Origin of the sequence: Marinibactrum halimedae, assembly GCF_021234875.1 — a bacterium.
In the GTDB taxonomy this organism is placed as follows: Bacteria; Pseudomonadota; Gammaproteobacteria; order Pseudomonadales; family Cellvibrionaceae; genus Marinibactrum; species Marinibactrum halimedae.
The window spans coordinates 20,719-38,286 of sequence record NZ_JAJQVM010000033.1; the positions used below are offsets into that span (position 1 = coordinate 20,719).

General features: G+C 44.3%; 10 protein-coding genes. 5 read left to right on the forward strand and 5 right to left on the reverse strand.

The window, feature by feature from the left end; translation table 11 throughout:
• Window positions 1-51 precede the first annotated feature (51 nt).
• Window positions 52-1,386, reverse strand: a complete 1,335-nt coding sequence (locus LU351_RS16785) for a hypothetical protein (protein ID WP_232595248.1) — start codon at window positions 1,384-1,386, stop codon at window positions 52-54.
• 184 nt (window positions 1,387-1,570) lie between these two features.
• Here LU351_RS16785 and LU351_RS16790 point away from each other — a divergent pair, with 184 nt between their 5' ends.
• Window positions 1,571-2,083, forward strand: coding sequence for a GNAT family N-acetyltransferase (locus tag LU351_RS16790; RefSeq protein ID WP_232595249.1), 513 nt, complete (start codon window positions 1,571-1,573; stop codon window positions 2,081-2,083).
• A 9-nt stretch (window positions 2,084-2,092) separates the two neighbouring features.
• Here LU351_RS16790 and LU351_RS16795 read toward each other — a convergent pair whose 3' ends face one another.
• Window positions 2,093-3,484, reverse strand: a complete 1,392-nt coding sequence (locus LU351_RS16795; protein ID WP_232595250.1) for an aminotransferase-like domain-containing protein — start codon at window positions 3,482-3,484, stop codon at window positions 2,093-2,095.
• A gap of 234 nt (window positions 3,485-3,718) precedes the next feature.
• Between LU351_RS16795 and LU351_RS16800 the strand changes: the two genes are divergently transcribed.
• The 4 genes from LU351_RS16800 to LU351_RS16815 all read left to right on the forward strand — a co-directional run bounded on the left by LU351_RS16800 (window position 3,719) and on the right by LU351_RS16815 (window position 8,932).
• Window positions 3,719-4,507 (forward strand): LysE family translocator, encoded by a 789-nt coding sequence (locus LU351_RS16800; RefSeq protein WP_232595251.1) that lies wholly within the window; start codon window positions 3,719-3,721, stop codon window positions 4,505-4,507.
• Between the two features lie 299 nt (window positions 4,508-4,806).
• Entirely contained in the window at window positions 4,807-5,625 is an 819-nt protein-coding gene (locus LU351_RS16805; protein WP_232595252.1) for a glycoside hydrolase family 16 protein, read from the forward strand.
• Window positions 5,626-5,992: 367 nt separating this feature from the next.
• Window positions 5,993-7,939: a TolB family protein gene (locus LU351_RS16810; RefSeq protein WP_232595253.1), complete on the forward strand. Its 1,947-nt coding sequence runs from the start codon at window positions 5,993-5,995 to the stop codon at window positions 7,937-7,939.
• 378 nt (window positions 7,940-8,317) lie between these two features.
• The gene (locus LU351_RS16815; RefSeq protein WP_232595254.1) at window positions 8,318-8,932 is read left to right on the forward strand and encodes a hypothetical protein; all 615 of its coding nucleotides are present in this window, start codon (window positions 8,318-8,320) and stop codon (window positions 8,930-8,932) included.
• 79 nt (window positions 8,933-9,011) lie between these two features.
• On the opposite strand, the gene LU351_RS16820 is transcribed toward LU351_RS16815, so the two are convergent.
• From LU351_RS16820 to LU351_RS16830, 3 genes are all read right to left on the reverse strand, one after another.
• The gene (locus tag LU351_RS16820) at window positions 9,012-12,989 is read right to left on the reverse strand and encodes a translocation/assembly module TamB domain-containing protein (RefSeq protein WP_232595255.1); all 3,978 of its coding nucleotides are present in this window, start codon (window positions 12,987-12,989) and stop codon (window positions 9,012-9,014) included.
• Window positions 12,989-14,758 carry an autotransporter assembly complex protein TamA gene (locus tag LU351_RS16825; protein ID WP_232595256.1) on the reverse strand — a complete coding sequence of 590 codons (1,770 nt, stop codon included), beginning with the start codon at window positions 14,756-14,758 and terminating at the stop codon, window positions 12,989-12,991. The genes LU351_RS16820 and LU351_RS16825 overlap by 1 nt, the downstream gene beginning before the upstream one ends.
• A gap of 342 nt (window positions 14,759-15,100) precedes the next feature.
• Window positions 15,101-16,984 carry a methyl-accepting chemotaxis protein gene (locus LU351_RS16830; RefSeq protein ID WP_232595257.1) on the reverse strand — a complete coding sequence of 628 codons (1,884 nt, stop codon included), beginning with the start codon at window positions 16,982-16,984 and terminating at the stop codon, window positions 15,101-15,103.
• Window positions 16,985-17,568 lie beyond the last annotated feature (584 nt).

Genomic DNA, 17,568 nt, shown 5'->3' on the forward strand with positions numbered 1-17,568 from the left:
GACGACGTTCATTATAGTTAGCTTTTCATCGGTTTATTTTTATTTGGTAGCTTATCGGCAACGACGATTTAAATTACCTCGGGTATTGCCTAGCTCTCCTTCAAAGATATTATTGCAAGCACGCGTTCCAAAGGTATCAATCGTCCGATTCGGAGTAACGTCAGACAATGAATCTCCCAGTAAAAAGAGATTGCCTCGAGAGCGATTAGAGAGAAGCCCTGTAAAATCAATACCGATATCTGTCATTTCACCAGAAAACTGATTATCAGAGAAAGCGGAGTTATAAAGGGAACTGCCGAAATCCACGAGTAGTAAATTTCCCAAATTGCCTATTTGAATTGCTTTTCCATCAAAGTCATTAAAATGAAATCGATTATTCACGACATCAAAATTTTCACCCGTTAGTATCATGGCACCCATCGCATCTAAAATACCGGCACGGGAGGTATTGGATAGCGTTAAGTTATTATTTTTAATGCTGACAACATCGGTATTTTCATTTCCTGCTATAAAGAGGGCAAAATGCAATGGCCAATTACCTTCTATATCAAAATCAACCGTAATGTCATTATCTTCGATGATAACCTCTGAAGGTATACCGGCATTATTGGCAGTGAGTTCGATGGCCTCATCATTACTGATGATGGTATTACGAGACACCTCAATTTTGGTAAACGCCGTTGCGGGTAACCCAAATGCGGTAACAAAATTCGTATCATGAGGTTTAAGGCCATATTGCCAAGTTAAATCAGCGTAGCTATCGGTAACAATCATTTCCCCTGTGGATTCTGAATTACGCGCAAGAATGGCATGAATAAAATTGGTGTATCCAAAGGGGTAGCCATATCCAGAAACAACCGGGTGGGTGACTTTTGATTCTAACAATTGAAAGCCATTACAGCTCTCAATAAAAATCGCCTCTGAGAGCCAATCTCTAAGCCAAATGTGTTCAAAAATCACGGCGTTCGAGTCGTTTGCACTGTCTATAAGAAAAGGGCCAATATAAGGGTCAGGTATTAAACCGTAAGCACTACCTCCTCCTTTTATGGTCGTCAGCCATTCACCATCAATTTTGACACCCGTTAGTTTAACCCCTTGGGTTATCGTCACCGTTCGGCGTTCATTGCCTTCCCCAAGATAAAACTCCCCTTCACACAGTTCAATAGTCCCGCCAGGTATCACATTATTCACTGCCCACTGAAGGTTATCGGTATCGGTTGATACTATACCTTGTGGCCGAATACGTATCCGTTCATTGTACTCTTCGACTATTGGTCCTTCCCCACATCGTTGCTCCATTGCGGATGCAGAAAAATGTATGCACAGCAAAGTGAGTGTTAAAGTAAAAAAAGATATTTTATTTGCGCTATTTTTTTGAATTTTCATAGAGAAATCTCATGGATTATTGAATGAATAAAACCTCTTTTGTATTGAATAAGTGCGATATTATTATCGTAAATTTTTTAAACGTTGTGTGCTTTTCTATAAAGATGTCGTTTTATTCTTCTTTTGCTATATTTAGGTTTTGGGCGTCAAAAACAGAGACGAAATTGCTTGGGAAGCCAAAACATTGAATGTATGTGAAACAGAAAGAGTTATACTTCGGCCGTTCTCAGAGACGGATGGTGCTTTTATTATCGAGCTATTAAACGATGAATCGTTCATTCGTAATATTGCCGATAAAAAAATACGTTCTTTGAATGACGCGGTGAGCTATCTTCGGAATGGGCCGATGATCAGTTATCAGCAATACGGCTTTGGATTGTATTTGGTCGTGTTGAAAACCACCAATACCCCGATTGGAATGTGTGGTATTGTCAAACGAGAGGAGCTGGCTTACCCAGATTTGGGTTATGCTTTTCTGCCACGATATTGGGGAAAAGGCTATGCATTTGAATCCGCTAAAGCGGTGCTTGAGTATGCAAAACACTCGCTTCGATTGAATTTGCTGTTGGCCGTCACATTACCCAATAATGAGAAGTCCAACCGTTTACTTATCAAACTTGGTTTTTCGCGTATTGGGGAGGTTGAACTGTATCAATTACCTAATAATTTGTATGAAAATAAAATGGATGAGCTATAAACTTACATGTTATTGCATGTAGTCCAAGTCTACCGTGTTATTTTTTAATTCATTGCTGATGATCTCTAGGCTTTTTTGCAATCGCTCACGAGAATTATTCCCAGCGATGCAAAAGCGAATGGCTTGCGGTGCATTAAAATGCCCAACAGCAAAGGCATTATAAGGTTTTACTAACACATTTTGCTGGCTAAGAGCGCCGGTGAATTCTTGTGCGCGTCGCTCTTCGGGTAGGTGTAACCAAACGTTAAAGCCTGTGTCGGTAGAATAAAAAGAAAATTCGTTCAGCTTTTCATTCACAATTTTATGTCGATCTTTTAATTCTTCACGACGCGCATCGGCGAGTGACTGTGTTTTACCGCTTAATATCCAACGAGAAGCCAGTTCTACCATTAAGGGGGCTGCCATCCAACAGCTGGCTTTTACGGCATTGGCGACTGGCCGCGATAGGGTGTCAGGGGGCTGTATATAGCCCACACGCAGGCCTCCGGAAATGGCCTTAGAGGTACTGCTAACTAAAAAGGTCATGTCAGGATATTCGTTGGCAAAACAGGGAGTGGAAGGGATGTTCAAACAACCTTGTACATCGTCTTCAATGACCCAAATTTTGTATTGCTGACAGATTTCAGCAATGGCGTGAATTCGCTCAAGGGTCATGACGTCACTGGTGGGGTTATTCAATCGTGTATTTAAATAAAGGGCTCGGGGCTGGTGACGCTGACAGGCTACTCGCATGGCTTCCGGTAAAATACCGGCATTATCATGCTCTAACCCAATGTGTTTTAACCCCATTTGACGTGCCACACCACTAAACCCCGGATAGGTGAGTCCGGCGGATAAAACGGTATCCCCTGCACGACATATTGCTTGAGTAACGGAGAAAAAACCGTGCTGACCGCCGTTGGTAATAATCATTCTATCGGCGTCGGTGGTTCGTATGCCGGTTTGTTCCAGCCAAGCCTGTGCGGCTTCCCGATGGTGAAGCATGCCCGTTTCCGGTTGATAAGACAGCAAGCGGCGCATAAGTGGCTTATCTTGGCTGATGCTCATTAATGAGTCTTGCATCAGCTCATCCTGCCCTTGGTACAGGGCAATACTGTAACTTAAATCAATAATATTCGGATCTTCAGATTCTTGGATGGTGAAACTGCTGGAGGATTTGGGCAGTTTTACAAAGGTGCCAGAGCCGACTTTGGACTCAATCAATTGGCGCCGTTCCGCCTCGGCATAACCTCTCGTTATTGTACCCACCGTGACGCTTAACGCATCAGCCAGCTGTCGATGGGTTGGGAGCTTATCGCCTGGGCTCAGTTCTCCCTCATCAATGGCCTCGCCAATGGCATCCGCCAAGGCTTTGTATTTAGGAACGGGGGTATCAATAAGTGTGGGAATCCAAATTGTCATGGTGACAAAAATCCTGTTGACCTTAATTGTATCTATATTAAACTAAAATTGTACGCTTTGTTGGGGTTTAATTATAGTGATTATTCAAATTGTACCCTAACAATTTTTATTTTATTGCCTGCTGTTTACCATCGTATTTCATTGTTTTGGTCTTTGTCATCCTCTGTTCTTTTTGAGGTTATGGCGGGCCGGGTGCGGTAGATATCAGGGTTTTTACTGTGTGATGGGGGAGTGATGGAGTTGCTGATTTTTCAGGTGTTGATCTCTGAGACACTAACAATATTAGGAATATTCAATGTTATTGATATCTTAGGGTTGGGGCTGGGCAGTATTGAAGGGGTGAATGAGTTTGGTAGCGTGATTGGATCCAATAGCGTCGATTCCAATATAGGGACGTCCAATAATGAAGTCATTTCGAACAGTGCGCTGTCTTTGGCGCACTTAGCGTCATTATTCGCGTTTTGTATTTCGATGACCTTAACGCCGGGGCCAAACAATATCATGCTGACGGCATCTGGGCTCAATTTTGGTTATCGCCGCACCGTGCCGCACCTTCTTGGTATTTGCACTGGGGTGGCTTGTTTAAATTTAATGGTGGCATTGGGGCTGGGGTCGATCTTTTCAATTTATCCTGTTTTGCATACGGTATTAAAAATTGTAGGGGCCGTTTTCCTACTATGGTTTGCGTTCAAAATCGCTACTGCTTCTCAAGTGAATGAACAAAAAGACATCGCAAAACCGTTTACCTTTATCCAGGCGGCTACTTTTCAGTTTGTAAACCCAAAAGCGTGGACGATGTCTATTACGGCAATTTCCACGTTCAGTTTTCCAGAGCCTTATTTTTTAGAAAGCTGTTTGCTTATTATTGGTTGTTATGCCTTGATTGGCTTTCCTTGTTGCAGCCTATGGACATTTGCAGGTGTGCATATCAGGCGATTGCTCAATAGCCCCTTTCGTCACAGAGTATTCAACGGATGTATGGGGTTGGCAACCGCTGCCTGCGCAGTATGGATTGTGTCGTAGTGAGTTACTACCATACAACAATGTCATTTCAAATACTCTTTTTGGCGCATCGCTGAAAAGGCGTGTTTGAAATGTGAAAAGATCAGTGAATTAAATTTCAAGATTCTTCCGCCTATACATTTCTTTGATAGACTACTTTAGCAAGTCAACACCTTGCATTCCCTTTTATTTGGTCGGTTAAATCATATTTGTCTGAATGTAAAATCAGTATTTTGATTTTTCAGTAAGTATTGGACCTATCTATATTAAACGGGAATTATTTCTCCGTAGTATCCACTCTAAAATATGAGAATATAAATATGAAGATATCAAACATCTTTATTGGTGGTCTATCTGTGGTGGTTTTACTTTTTATTCCTTTAACAACCTATGCAGCCGATGCTGAGCCAACGCAATATTCGGGTTGGCCGTTGTATTGGGTAGATCAATTTCAAGGAAATTCTTTAGATTATAACCGTTGGCGCGTTGGTTACCCTTGGAACAGTCGAACCCATAATCATGAGGGGTATGCGATAGAGTCTAACATTGTTGTCGAAGACGGAATATTAAAATTAATTTCGGGAGGGGGGAAATCAGGCAATAAATACAATACTGGTGTGGTGTCTGCTATAGAAAAAATTAATTTTGATGACCCGAATGTCGAATGGATTGTAGAGGCGCGGATGAAACTTTCCAATCGTCAGGGAATCTGGCCTGCTTTTTGGTTAAACAGTGTTGGAGGTTGGCCGAATATTAACGAAATTGACATTATGGAACAAAAAGGATGGGGCAGCCAGGCGGTTTATGAAAATGTTATGCACTTTTCTGTGCAGTCTGGTAACCGACCTTCTCAACACAGAACCAGCTCTGGGCCGAATAACTTAGATTACAATTGGCATCGCTATGCCGTGGCTATCAAAAAGAACGAAGTGAAAATACTGTTCGATGGTCAAACGGTTAATCGAGTGACAGGTAATCGAAAAGATAAACTAAGACGCAAAGACTTTAACATTATTTTGAATGCCGCTATTGGTGGTGCGTGGGGCGGTGATAGCTATAAAAATTGGATCGACGATTACAGTAAAACGGCACGTTTTGCGATTGATTATGTGGCGGTATATCGTAGAAGTGTGAATTAGTGTAGTAGAGTGTGGCGGCAGTATGAAAATGCTGTCGTCTTATTGTTATTTTTCCTTTCTTGTCTTCTTTTTCTTCCATTTTTCTCTCAAACATACAGAGTCTGTCGTAAATTGACCTTTGCGGTTTCATTATTACCAATAGAGGTAATATTTTTTGAAAATCCTTATTTCCTTAAAATATTGTCGTCGAATTCTTTTATCGGTCTTGCGTTGAAGCAATTTTTTATTTTTTGTGGCGGGTTAAATTCTTTGTAAAATTTTAGTAATGGAATTAAAAAAGAGCTTCTATTGAATGTCATAAAAAATAGCTGATAAGCTTTCTGAGTGCCAGTTAGAGAATTGGATATATTAAATTAAGGATTAAATTATGATGACAAAGAAAAAGTTTTTAGCATTTGGTGCCATTTTTTGGGTTTTGTCTTTACATTCTAGTGCTGAAAGAATAGGCATTGAGAATGACAGTACTGATGTGTTGAGCCTGGATGGTAGTTTTAGCCCATTATTTCAAGATCAAATTCTGATGGTGCCAGATAATGTCGTTTCAAGTCACATTGAATCATTGCCTGAAATTTTTCTTGAAAAGCCTTTTAAAAATACAGGCAGTGAAAAACTCAATCTTGAAAAAAATAGTGCAGCTATTGAAGTGCTAGAAAACGTTAACTATTGGCCGAGAACGTTTACTGTTGGTGCCAGAACTTTTTCTGGCGTAGAGTTGTTAAGAGGGGTTTATGACCCATCAATTTCTGCAAATGGTAACTTAGTAACGGTGCGACATGGTGGGGGAGAGGATAAATTAATTAATATTACCTATAATAATCCTTCGTCACCCGTTGCAACCGATGTGACACCTAAAAAAGATCACTACAATAACGATTATAATGGTGTTGCATTTCCTATGGCTTTGGCTCCCTATCCTGTTAATAATACCTATCGGAGCGGTATGTGGGGAGACCGAATCAAACCGGGTCTTGTGCAGCTCAATAAAAGCGGTAATGCCTACAATAATCTTTTTTCTATTGATAGGGGATTTCAAGGGAGTGGTCATGTTTATGGTATCGACAAACATGGTGATGTGTTATCTATAATGCAATATGGGTATGTAGGTGATGATGATACGCGTCGCTATCATAATATTTATGCTAATCGATTTTCAGGTGATATCGGAGGGACAGGGAGTTTTGCCGATCAATTAATCAGTCATAAGCATGGTGATCAGTTCACACCGACAAAAGCTTCCAGCCAATATCCTAGGCTATCTGGCGATGGAAAGTATGTGGTTTACGAATCAAACTCTACAGAATTAGTGGCAACGGATAGTAACTTTTTCCGAGATATTTTTGTTGCAGATACCGCCGTTACACAAAACTCAAGATTCACGCGAAATACCTTAGTCAGTCAAAATTCAAATGGGGAACAAGCAAACGGTGCTAGCCAATACGCGGATATTTCTGAAGATGGCCGCTTTATTGTTTATGCCACTAATGCAACAAATTTGACGTCGGATAATGTAGGTGGAATTATATTACATGATAGACAGCTCAACAGTAATCGTTTAATTAGTAAAGGTGCAACCGGCATTCCGGCACTCAGTTATGGTAATCCTACTATTTCTTATGACGGTCGATTCGTGGCTTTTGAGTCCACAGATAGTAGTTTAACTGATCAAAATGTTTCGGGTAATCAATTATATGTGGTAGATACCTATACAGATGAAATCAGGCTTGCTACACCCACTTTAGAAGAGCTTCCAGCGGGTATGGATTCCTTCACTGTGAGTCGATCTCAAATATCGGAAAACGGAACTCATTTGGTATTTTTAGCGAACCGCTATGTGTATAGAGTTGAGAGTCCTTTCACTAGGGAGGTGTTAGCCAGTGTTTTACCTGATGGGCGTCAACCGTCTATTTCAATGAGAGAAATAGATTCAGTTGCAGGTGGTGATGACGCAAAATTTAATTTCCCAAATCGGTTTATCAATTTATCCGGTGAAGCCAGAAATATTGCTGTTCAAAATGAAATTCTGTATTGGACGGGAACTCAATGGCAGTCTTCGGGTTGGCTACCTCATGAGAATTTGTGTGCTGCCCAATTATTACCTTGCTTAGTGAATCAGAATGGTGAAGCACTCAACATTCCTTACGTAACGGTTGGGGCAGATAACGATGACTTGAATCCATTTCAACTCTCAGTTGACTATACATTGCCACCGCAATGGCCTGTGACAACTTATATTAGTTATTATCTATTCACGGATTTAACAACGGGAGAAGAGACAAGAATACAGATGTTTATGAATAAAGTTTCCTCTCAATAATTTAAATCTATTAATAATAAGGTAGATTTGGGTGTGTTTAGTAAAAGGTAGATACTTTTGTCGTCAATACTGATACAGCACGCCCACCCTCTATTCTTATCTCAATAGAAAAACTATTTTTTGTACTTCGAAATCCTTTCTGGAAAAAATCCAATGCAGGTCGATAAAGCGCTTGTTGATAGGCGTTGCTACCTACCGTAATAACTCAGTCTTGTTAGGCTCTTTACAATAATTGACACTCAAATTTTTACGAGTGTGTATTTGAGAGCACTTTTTTCTGGGTAGACTTCGTTAGAATAAATCCTTTGCGTTTAGTGCGTGTTATGCTGCAATCTGGTAATGTTCCTCCTGAAGTTATGCCTCAGACAGGACGATGAAATGCTGTATACCTTTATAAGCGACAATGATCACCTTGGACTTGTGTGGGATGATAAACAAATAACATCTATCGCTGGGGATAGTAAAACTGGCGCTCAAATGGATGATCAAATTGATTTTTGGAGGGCTCCCAAGCGTTTTAGCTCTCTATATAAAGAAGCTCTTCGAGTTCACTTCCCAGTATTGGATAAAGCTGATGAGAAGAAGGGAATTCCTGAAATTTGTGCTGTTCAGGGGCGCTTATTTTTGTCCTTGAAAGCATATACTATTTTGAAGCCGCTTATTGAAAAAGACGGTGAGTTTTTACCTTTAACTTACGAATATGGAGAAGCTTATTTCTTTAACCCCCTACGTATTGCTGATGATGTAGATGCTTTAGATACGAAATTAAGTTGTAAAAACGAATGGGGAGATTTAGAAAATCTCGCATTTCATGAAGAAAAACTTAAAGACTGGAAGGTTTTTCGTACAAGATTTGATGGTTTTTATACTCTCCAAGGTACACAATCCTTTAAAGATACGATTGAAAAATCTGGATTAAAAGGTTTGTATATCACTCCAGAATTAGGTCGTATCTTCCCTGAAGAGCGCAGTCAAGTTTCGCAAATAAATTAAATAAAATCGCTGCCTGATTTATTCACGAGGCAGCGATTGTTTGGTTTTCTATTGATTATTAAATTGCATTCATCATGTCTCACCGACTAAACCGATACAACACATCTACACTCTGCTCTTGCCCAGACTCTGCTTTTAATTTCAATTGCTCTGTTAACGAATATTCCATATGCAAACTGTAAGCATCTTGCATTAAATTTTGTACGTAACTGACGAATAAATCTGGGGTGAGGTATTTACCGATGGTGACGGCGCTGCTTTCGTAGCCGTCGTCGGCGTTGAATTCTAATACGTCTAGCCCGGCGCTGCTTCTGAGTTTTTGTACCATGCCTTCGCTTTGAGAAATCCCTAATGAGGCCACGGCATTTAATAGCATGGTGTTTTCATCGGTGGTGGTTTCTTCACCTAAAGGTTTTCCAGTCAGTAATAACGACAGGGCATTGGCGGAGCTGGTGGCGGGTTCGGCGAATAGGGAGCTGGAAAGGCTGTTGGCAAAGCCGCCGACTTTAATCCCCACCAACGTATTACCATCAATAGGACGAGTGGCTCGTACGTCGACCCGTGGATTATCCAATGGGCCTTGAAAAATCAGTCTGCCGGGGTCGATGTCCAGTAGTTGCCCATACGCTTCATAACGCCCGCCGACAATGGTTAAGGTTCCAATACCGGAGAGGGGTTTTTTCGGTTTTTGGGTAATGCCTAATTTCCCGGTTAAATTTCCGGTAAGGCCAAAACCATCAAAGCTCACATCGTCCGAAAACAATACATCCACTTTGGCGCTTACGGCCATGGTGTCTTGTTTTTCCGCTTTGGTGTCGCTGCTGATAATAACCTCATCGCCAGAGGTACTCACACTGCTGGGCGGCAATTCTTTAATTTCTAAATGGGCCGAATCAATGCCGAGTTGGCCGGTGACATTGACTTTTTTGGGGGTGGCAGCAATGTGTAAATCGGGTGCGATGGTGGCTTTGGCCTCGGGTAAATTGGCGACTTGGAATTGTTGCCCGGAAATAGTTAGGTCGGTTGACCAATTTTCTAAATCGGAGAGGTCAAGTTTGCCGTTGGCATTCACAGAGCCTTTGCCTGATTCGCTATTGGCAGAAAAAGCCCAACGCTGTTCGGCAGGTGTTTGCGCTTCATGGCTCAGTGTTACATTGGTGTTGTTTAACGTAATTCCGGCAGCGGGCACGTAGGCATGAAGATTATTCGCTTCGATTTTTCCCGTGAGTAACGGTGCGTCTAACGTGCCAGAAACACTTAATTGCGTTGAGAGTGCGCCGCTCAGTTCGGATAACGCCGACACAAAAGGCAAGGCCCAGTCTAATTGTGGGATCATTGCATCCACATTGGCAGACAGGGCAGGTTTGTCGCTGCCGTCGGTGGGAGTAGAAAGTGGGACAATCGCATCGGCTTTTAAGCGCCCGGATTCCAAAAAGGCCCCTTCAGCATGGATGGTGATGTTGTCTGGAGCGAGTAGGCTTTCGGCTTTTACATGATCGAAAACAAACCGTTGCGGAGCGCGCTCGCCTTCAGGTGGCGTGACTAAAACGACGTTGGTGAGTGCGGTATTGGCGTTTCCAGAAGGGACGCCATCGGTAGCGGTGATACTCCAGTCTGCGTCGATCTGCCCGGTTAATCTTAAGGCATCAGGTAAAAGCGTTTGAGCCATTAACACGGGGAGTTCGCTGAGGTTTCCAGTGGTGGTGATCGTACTGTGGTTGTCGTCCATTAAGGCTTCAGTACTGGCACATAGCTTGGGCTGGCGTTGGTATGCCTGATTGAGGTTTTCGTTGGCTTGGGCATAAAAATCGGGGAATTCCGCTTCCCATTCTGGTGTTGTCCACCCTTCATTGGACCCTTTATTTGACTCTTCATTGGTATGTTCGGATTGATGTTTCGCCCACGTTGGGTTGTGCCAACAGAGATTTTGCATCGAAAAATGATTCTTTGAGGTGTTGGTTTCCTCTCCGTTAACAGCCATCGCGACGGTGGAGGGGAGTGTCCAGTGCCCGGTGGTGCGCTCGTTGAGATCTGCGCGGTTGAGATGTCCATTCCAACGAATGCGTTGCGATGTTGTGCCTGTGGATAACGCCCCGATTAAGGCGATATCGACGTTGGCGAGATCATGCTCTGCACCGATGCTCAGTTGATGGTCCGTTAGTGAGCCGCGAATGCTTAATTGGGCTTTGGGAACGGTTTGCTCACCGGCTTTTAGGTTTTGAATGGCAAGGCTGAGGTTTTCGCCGTTGTTTTCTAATTGAGACCAGCGGAGATTGGCTGAGTCGATAGTGACACCAGGGACTTTGAGACTGTCGGCCTCAAAAGAGGCATTGACGTCCAGTAGTTCAAGTAAATTCAGTGGTAACCCGGCAGTGAAGGTGGTGGGTTCGGGGGTGAATTTTACGTTGCCTTGGCTTGTAACTTTGCCGGCGATTTCCGGCGTAAACTGGCTGAGATTGAGAGCCGCCAGCGTCCATTGGGCTTCCAGCTGGTGTGAATTGTTTTTCTGGGCTTCGGGCAACTCATAGTACGCATTCAGTTTAAATTGATTATCGCCCAGTTGCGCGGTGAGGGCATCGACGTCGATACGATCATTCTCATAGTGTATTTTGCCCCCCATCAGCAGTGGGTGATCACGCAAGTGCCCTTGCAGGTTGTTAATCCGCACCGTGGCTTGGGTAGATTGGCTTTGGGAGAACGTCAGGTCTAGTTGGCCATTGAGGTCACTGTTCCAACCGGCCAATAACGGTTCAAGGTTGAAGCGGCGCATGTCGATATTCGCGGCCCCAGTGATTGCCGTTTCCCCTTGTTTGTCTTTACGTTCAACGGTTTTCCACTTAATTTCAGCCTCACTGGTGAGAATGCCTGTTGTGCCATTGATGGACAGCTCCGCTACTTTGGCGCTGTGATCGTTGCCGGTAATGCTAGTAGAGAACGTTTGTGTGGGCAGGCCATTGGGGGCGACGATAAACGAACCGGTCACGCCGTATTCTTGGATGCCACCGGTGGCGGAGAGATGGCCTTCGCTGGCAAATTGTGCCTTGTCGGTATTGGCGTTTAAGGGCCAGTGGAGGTTTTCCCATTTTACGGCGAGATCGGCATAGGTCTTCTCTGTATCAATATCGATAACATCGGGTGTCAATCCGGTGGTGACTTCGGCGTTGATTTCCAGTGGAATAAGCCCTGTGCTGAGTGTATTCAATGAAAGCTGATTGCTCGTCCCTTTTAAAGAAAGTTGTACATCAAAAAGTGGTACATCTTGAGGGGCCGGCGCTTTTGAATCGGGAGTGGGCATTAAGAGTGATTCGGGAATGGGCCCATTGGCCGTCACGTTTAATTGAATCGGGTAGGGCGCATGGGCACCAAATGTTGCCGTTAAGCCGAGGGTGGCCAAAGCATGATCCACCGTGATGTTGTCAATACGAATTCCCTCAGGCGTAACGGCGGCAGTTAAGGCAAATTCGTTAAGCCGATGCGTCGTGTTTTCTTCTGTGTCTGTGGCGAGCGTGATGATTACGCCATCGTCTAAATGCAGGTTTCTGACGTCAACCGGGATTGGGCTGGCCAAGGTTGGCCAAGGTACTGGAGCGGATGGCTCCGGGGCTTTTTCATCATAGGAGGGCGGTGGTAATTGGATGGTCAGCGCTCGGGTTTTGATGTGCTCGATCACAAGGGCAGGCTCAAAGAGCTTCACCGGGTGCCACTTTAATGAGAGAGCATCGGCGCGAATACTCATGCCCGGGCTGGGGTTGAGTTGGAGGTCGTCTATATCAAAGCCAAACAGCAAGGTGCCTCGAAATTGACGCCACTCTAGAGGCATATCGAGCAGAGAGGTGGCCGTTTGCAGCGTCCAACGGCTGCCGGTGGACGTCGAAATTAGCGCGGTCACTACAAGCCCCAGCAACAGTAACGTAATCAACAGCGTCCCAAGGATGCGCAAGCTCCATTGTTTGATACGCAAGCTCGATGGTTTTAATCGCTGCTGCCAAGTGGGGTGATCAGCGTTTGGTTGTTTGGGGGTGTTGTTTGGGGTGGAACGGGGTGGGGCTTCAGCCATTACAAATCGGCTCCCAACGACAGGTGAATCTGGAAAGCATCGGCGTCGTCATCATTAACGGGAACACCAATATCAAATCGGACTGGCCCCACTGGGGAAAGCCAGCGTAGGCCCACACCGGCGCCTTGCTTCCATTCAAATTCGTCATTATCAAAGGCGTTCCCAGCGTCGGTAAATACGGCGAACCCGAAGGTGTCGGTAATGAGGTGGTCGTATTCGAGAGAGGCGGTAATCATGTGTTTTCCGCCCACCACATTGCCTTCTTCATCTTTCGGGCCCAAAGACTCGTAATCATACCCTCTCACGCTGTTATCGCCACCGGCAAAAAAACGCAGCGAGGCAGGAACCCGCTCAATGTCGTCAACAATGGTGGTGCCCAAATCCACCCGGCCAATAAAGCGACCGCCGAGAAACCCAATAATTTGTTTGCCGCCGGCTCGCACTTGCGAGAGCGTAATGTCGGAACCTGCCCCTTCCGCACCCGCGCGGGCACGAGCAGACAATCGCCAGCCCCAGGTTGGGTAGAGGTAATCGTTTGCGTAGCTTTTGGTGTAAGCGATACCGGGCAATAATAATGTTGTGCTCAGTTCGTCTTCCCCTTCCACTGATGAGGTTTCGACCAGATAGGTGAGGTCGTAGGTTCTGAGCCATTCGCTGGGTAGCCGTTTTGTGAGCGCGGCACCGGTTGACCAGGTTTCGTTCTCATTGGTATCGGACTCTTCTTGTTCCCAACCGGCGAAGAACTTCAGCTCATCGACGTTGGGGTTTTCCAGTGGGATACGATAATCCATATCCACCGTGGCGCTGTTAAGCGCGGCTTCGGCCATCGTGCTAAAGCGATGGCCCCGTCGGTTCACTCGGCGATTATCGAATTTAACGCTGGTGCGAGGGCTTGGGTCGGGTTGGTTTTGATAACCCACGCCCAGAGAGGTGGTGTAGCGTTTTCCGGGGGTAAGGACCACCTGAATTGGAATTTCACCACGATCTTTGTCTGGCGGGAGTTGTTGAACATCCACTTCGCCAAAGTAGCGACTATCGATTAGGGATTGTTGGAATTGCCCGAGAGGCTTAATGTCGAACTCTTCACCAGGCTGGAAAGTGAGAAATCGTTGGAGATAGTCTTCATCTAAAATAGGTTTGCCGTTGGCTTGGGTTTGCTCAAATGAGATGGGGCCAAAACGATAGCGCTGGCCAACGTTAAATACCAAGGTCGCGGTGGCTTCGTGCGTATCAATGTTGATGCTTAATTGTTGTTCCGTAAATTCAGCATCAGCATAGCCTCGCTGTAACGCCCGGTTTTGCAGTTGCGATTTAAAGGATTCGTATTGGCCATGATGAACAACCTCGCCGATGGTCATGGGGGGCTGGCTGGCAATCTTATGCAGGGCGTTATCGTCTTTTCCTTCCCCGGTAATGGAAATCTCTACTGCGCTGTAGGTGGTGGGCTCGCCGGGTTCAAAATCCAATTCGAGCGTCCAGCAGTATTTGCGCTTCTTTTTCTTCTTGCCATTCTCGTCATCGTTGTGAACAAACGCGGCTTCCCATTTTGCGTGGTAATACCCCAATGCTTTGGTGGCATTCCGGATGCGTCGATCAAAGCTATCCTCTAGTGAATGCTCTAAGCGGGTGGTTAAACGACAACTTTCCTCGGCGATAGCCAAGTGGGCTCTTACGTTAGCCTCCAAGGCTTCGGGGAGGTTGCGAATCTTGACTCTGGGGGTGGGTGGAGTATCGTCGGCCCATGCGAGAGTAGAGAAGCAAAACGGCATCAATAGGCAGATTGCTTTCAAAAGCCATATTGATCGGTTTCTGTGCATTTTTCTCGAAGGGGTGAAATACAGTGAAAGTGTCGCAAATATCATTGAAAGGTGAACAGCCATTGAGTTGATCGATCATTGGCTAAGTCTGTCTGTTCTTTAGTGTCCTTGTAAAGGGGAGGGTGGGACGTACGTTTTCTATAGCCATGGCGGCCAATATGAAATCAAATATTAATTATTACTGTGATAGTGGTGATAACGCACATGTTGATGGTATACGAGTCAAGCCGCAGTAAAAAATTCACAAATTGAGCTTACAACCCGCAATTAATATTGTCGGGTTGTAATTTGCATTTAAACTCGAAATTTATCTAAAACAATAGTCTGTTGTTCGCTAATAATAGCCATATTACTGCACAGAGACTGATTTTCTTCCATTGTGGTGGCTACATTATGGCTACTGTCTCGAATGGCAGAGGTGTTGCGGTTTATTTCTTCAGATGTGGCGCTTTGTTCTTCGGTTGCTGTGGCAATTTGCAGGGTCATATCTGTAATTTGTTGTATCGCCCTGCGAATATCTTCAATGGATTCACTGGCACTGGTTGCATGTTCGGTTGTCGTTATTGCTCGGGCTTGATTGTTTTCAATATGATGTTTGGCTCGATTAACACCATCCCGCAGTTTTTCAATCATTTCACGGGTTTCATTGGTGGCGTTTTGAGTGCGGCCTGCCAGCGCGCGAACTTCATCGGCCACTACGGCAAAACCTCGTCCTAGGGTTCCGGCCCGTGCAGCTTCAATAGCAGCATTGAGCGCAAGTAAATTGGTTTGCTCGGCAATACCGGCAATGGTGGTGAGTACGCTGCCAATATGGTCACTGTGCTCGGTTAGCTCCATTACCGTCTCAACGGCTTGTTCCATATCGGAGGCAAGGTGTTGAATGGCTTCGGAGGTTTGATTCACTTTTTCTTGCCCTCGATTGGCAGACCCATCTGCTATTTGCGCTGCCTCTGCAGTTAATTGCACATTGCTGGCCACTTCATTGGCGGTAGCAGTCATTTCGGTCATGGCCGTCGCCAGTTGATCAAGTTGAGAAAGTTGGGAATGTAAATGCTGATGTGTAAGGTCATTACTGGATTGGGTTTGGTGTGTGTGATTTCGAACACTTTCTGCTTTGTTTTTTACGTCAATAATGAGTTGCTGTAGGTGCTCAATAAAATGATTAAAAGCATTCGCTAAATCAGAAAATTCATCGTTGCTGGTAATGGTAATTCGTTGGGTAAGATCACCATTGCCTCGATTAATCTCATGCAATGAAGATTGAATATGGGATAACGGCTTCAAAACAACACTCATGCAAATAAATGCCGCAAGACAGCATAGTGCTGTACCCACTAGCGTGGCAATCATGGCAATATTGCGAACTTCGATGGCTTCGGCCATAACAAGCTCTTTGTCCAATACCACGCCAATAAACCAGTCACTGCCATGAAGGTTTTCCGTTTTTTGGAATGCAGTCAGTACAGCGGTATTATTAATACGCATTTCATGAAGATCTGGCGTAAAAGACGGTGTTGTATCATCGAATAAAAGGTGGATAGATTGACCGCGTAACTCTTCTTCTGGGTGGGTAATAATAGTGCCTGAATGCGTCATTAAAAAGGCGTAGCCTCTGCCGGCGAAATTTAACTGATTAATCGTGTCTGAAATTTCATTAAGTGTAATATCACCACCAAAGGCACCTCTAAATTCGCCATTTTCGTAAAAATTGGCAACCGCAGAAATTAAGAGCTTGCCGCTCTTGGCTGCTGTGTAGGGTTCGGTCAATACGGCGCGATGGTTATTTCGCGCATAAGGGTACCAGGGGCGCTGTCTTGCATCATAGTTTGGGTCTGGGGTGTAGTTCGGGTCATTGTGGATAATTTTTCCGTCAGTTTCTAAACCACCAAACATCATTAAAAAACTGCGTTTCAATATGGGTAAATTGAACGTACGCTGGATGGTGTCTTGACTAAAATCTGAACTAATATTGTCTGCGGCAAAATCGATGAGAGCGAGCTTGGTGTTAAACCAATGCTCAATTTGGTGGGTTAGCGTTTTGCTTTGTTCATGTATGTCTGCATTTAAACGTTTTTCGAGGGTTGATTTGACTTGACCGTATTGTAGCCAGGCGGCAATGGAAAATACCAATACCACAATGATTGACACACACAGAGAAATTTTCTGAGATACCTTCATGAACACCTTTCCTGAGACCAATATGATTACGCTAGGCTATGATGAATTTTTCACCGGCTGAAGGGGTGGTGTGTTGAATGGGATAAACCGATCAACCTTGTTTAAAAATTAATCATGCCGCTATTTTTTGTGATAAATGTCACATTTATATTTGACAGTGACGCCTTATAGCACAAAAGCCTCAATGGAAATTTATTGGTGTCATATGAGAGGGTATTTCAACTGTTGCTTAATTTAGAATAGAAAGTCATCTTGTGACTTCTTTGTAGCAGGCTCGTAAAATTTCAGCGGCAAACACTTCTTGATTGACGGCACGAGAAATAGCAATGGAGTCTACCATTAAAACGGCTTTGGCGATTGCTTGTGAGTGTTTGGCGTTTGATTTGTCTGATGAAAAAAGCTGGAGGCTATCCACCCTTCCCTTAAAAATTCCAGTATAAGCTTCTCTTACAGCGTCTTCTCTTGCATGAATATCCGTTGTGAGAACGGCAAGAGGGCAGCGAAATTTTTTATTGCTAGAAGGTGTAAGGCGAGCGGCTGAATAAAACGAAAAAAATTGTCCTCTTTGATGCGTTTTTTCGGAA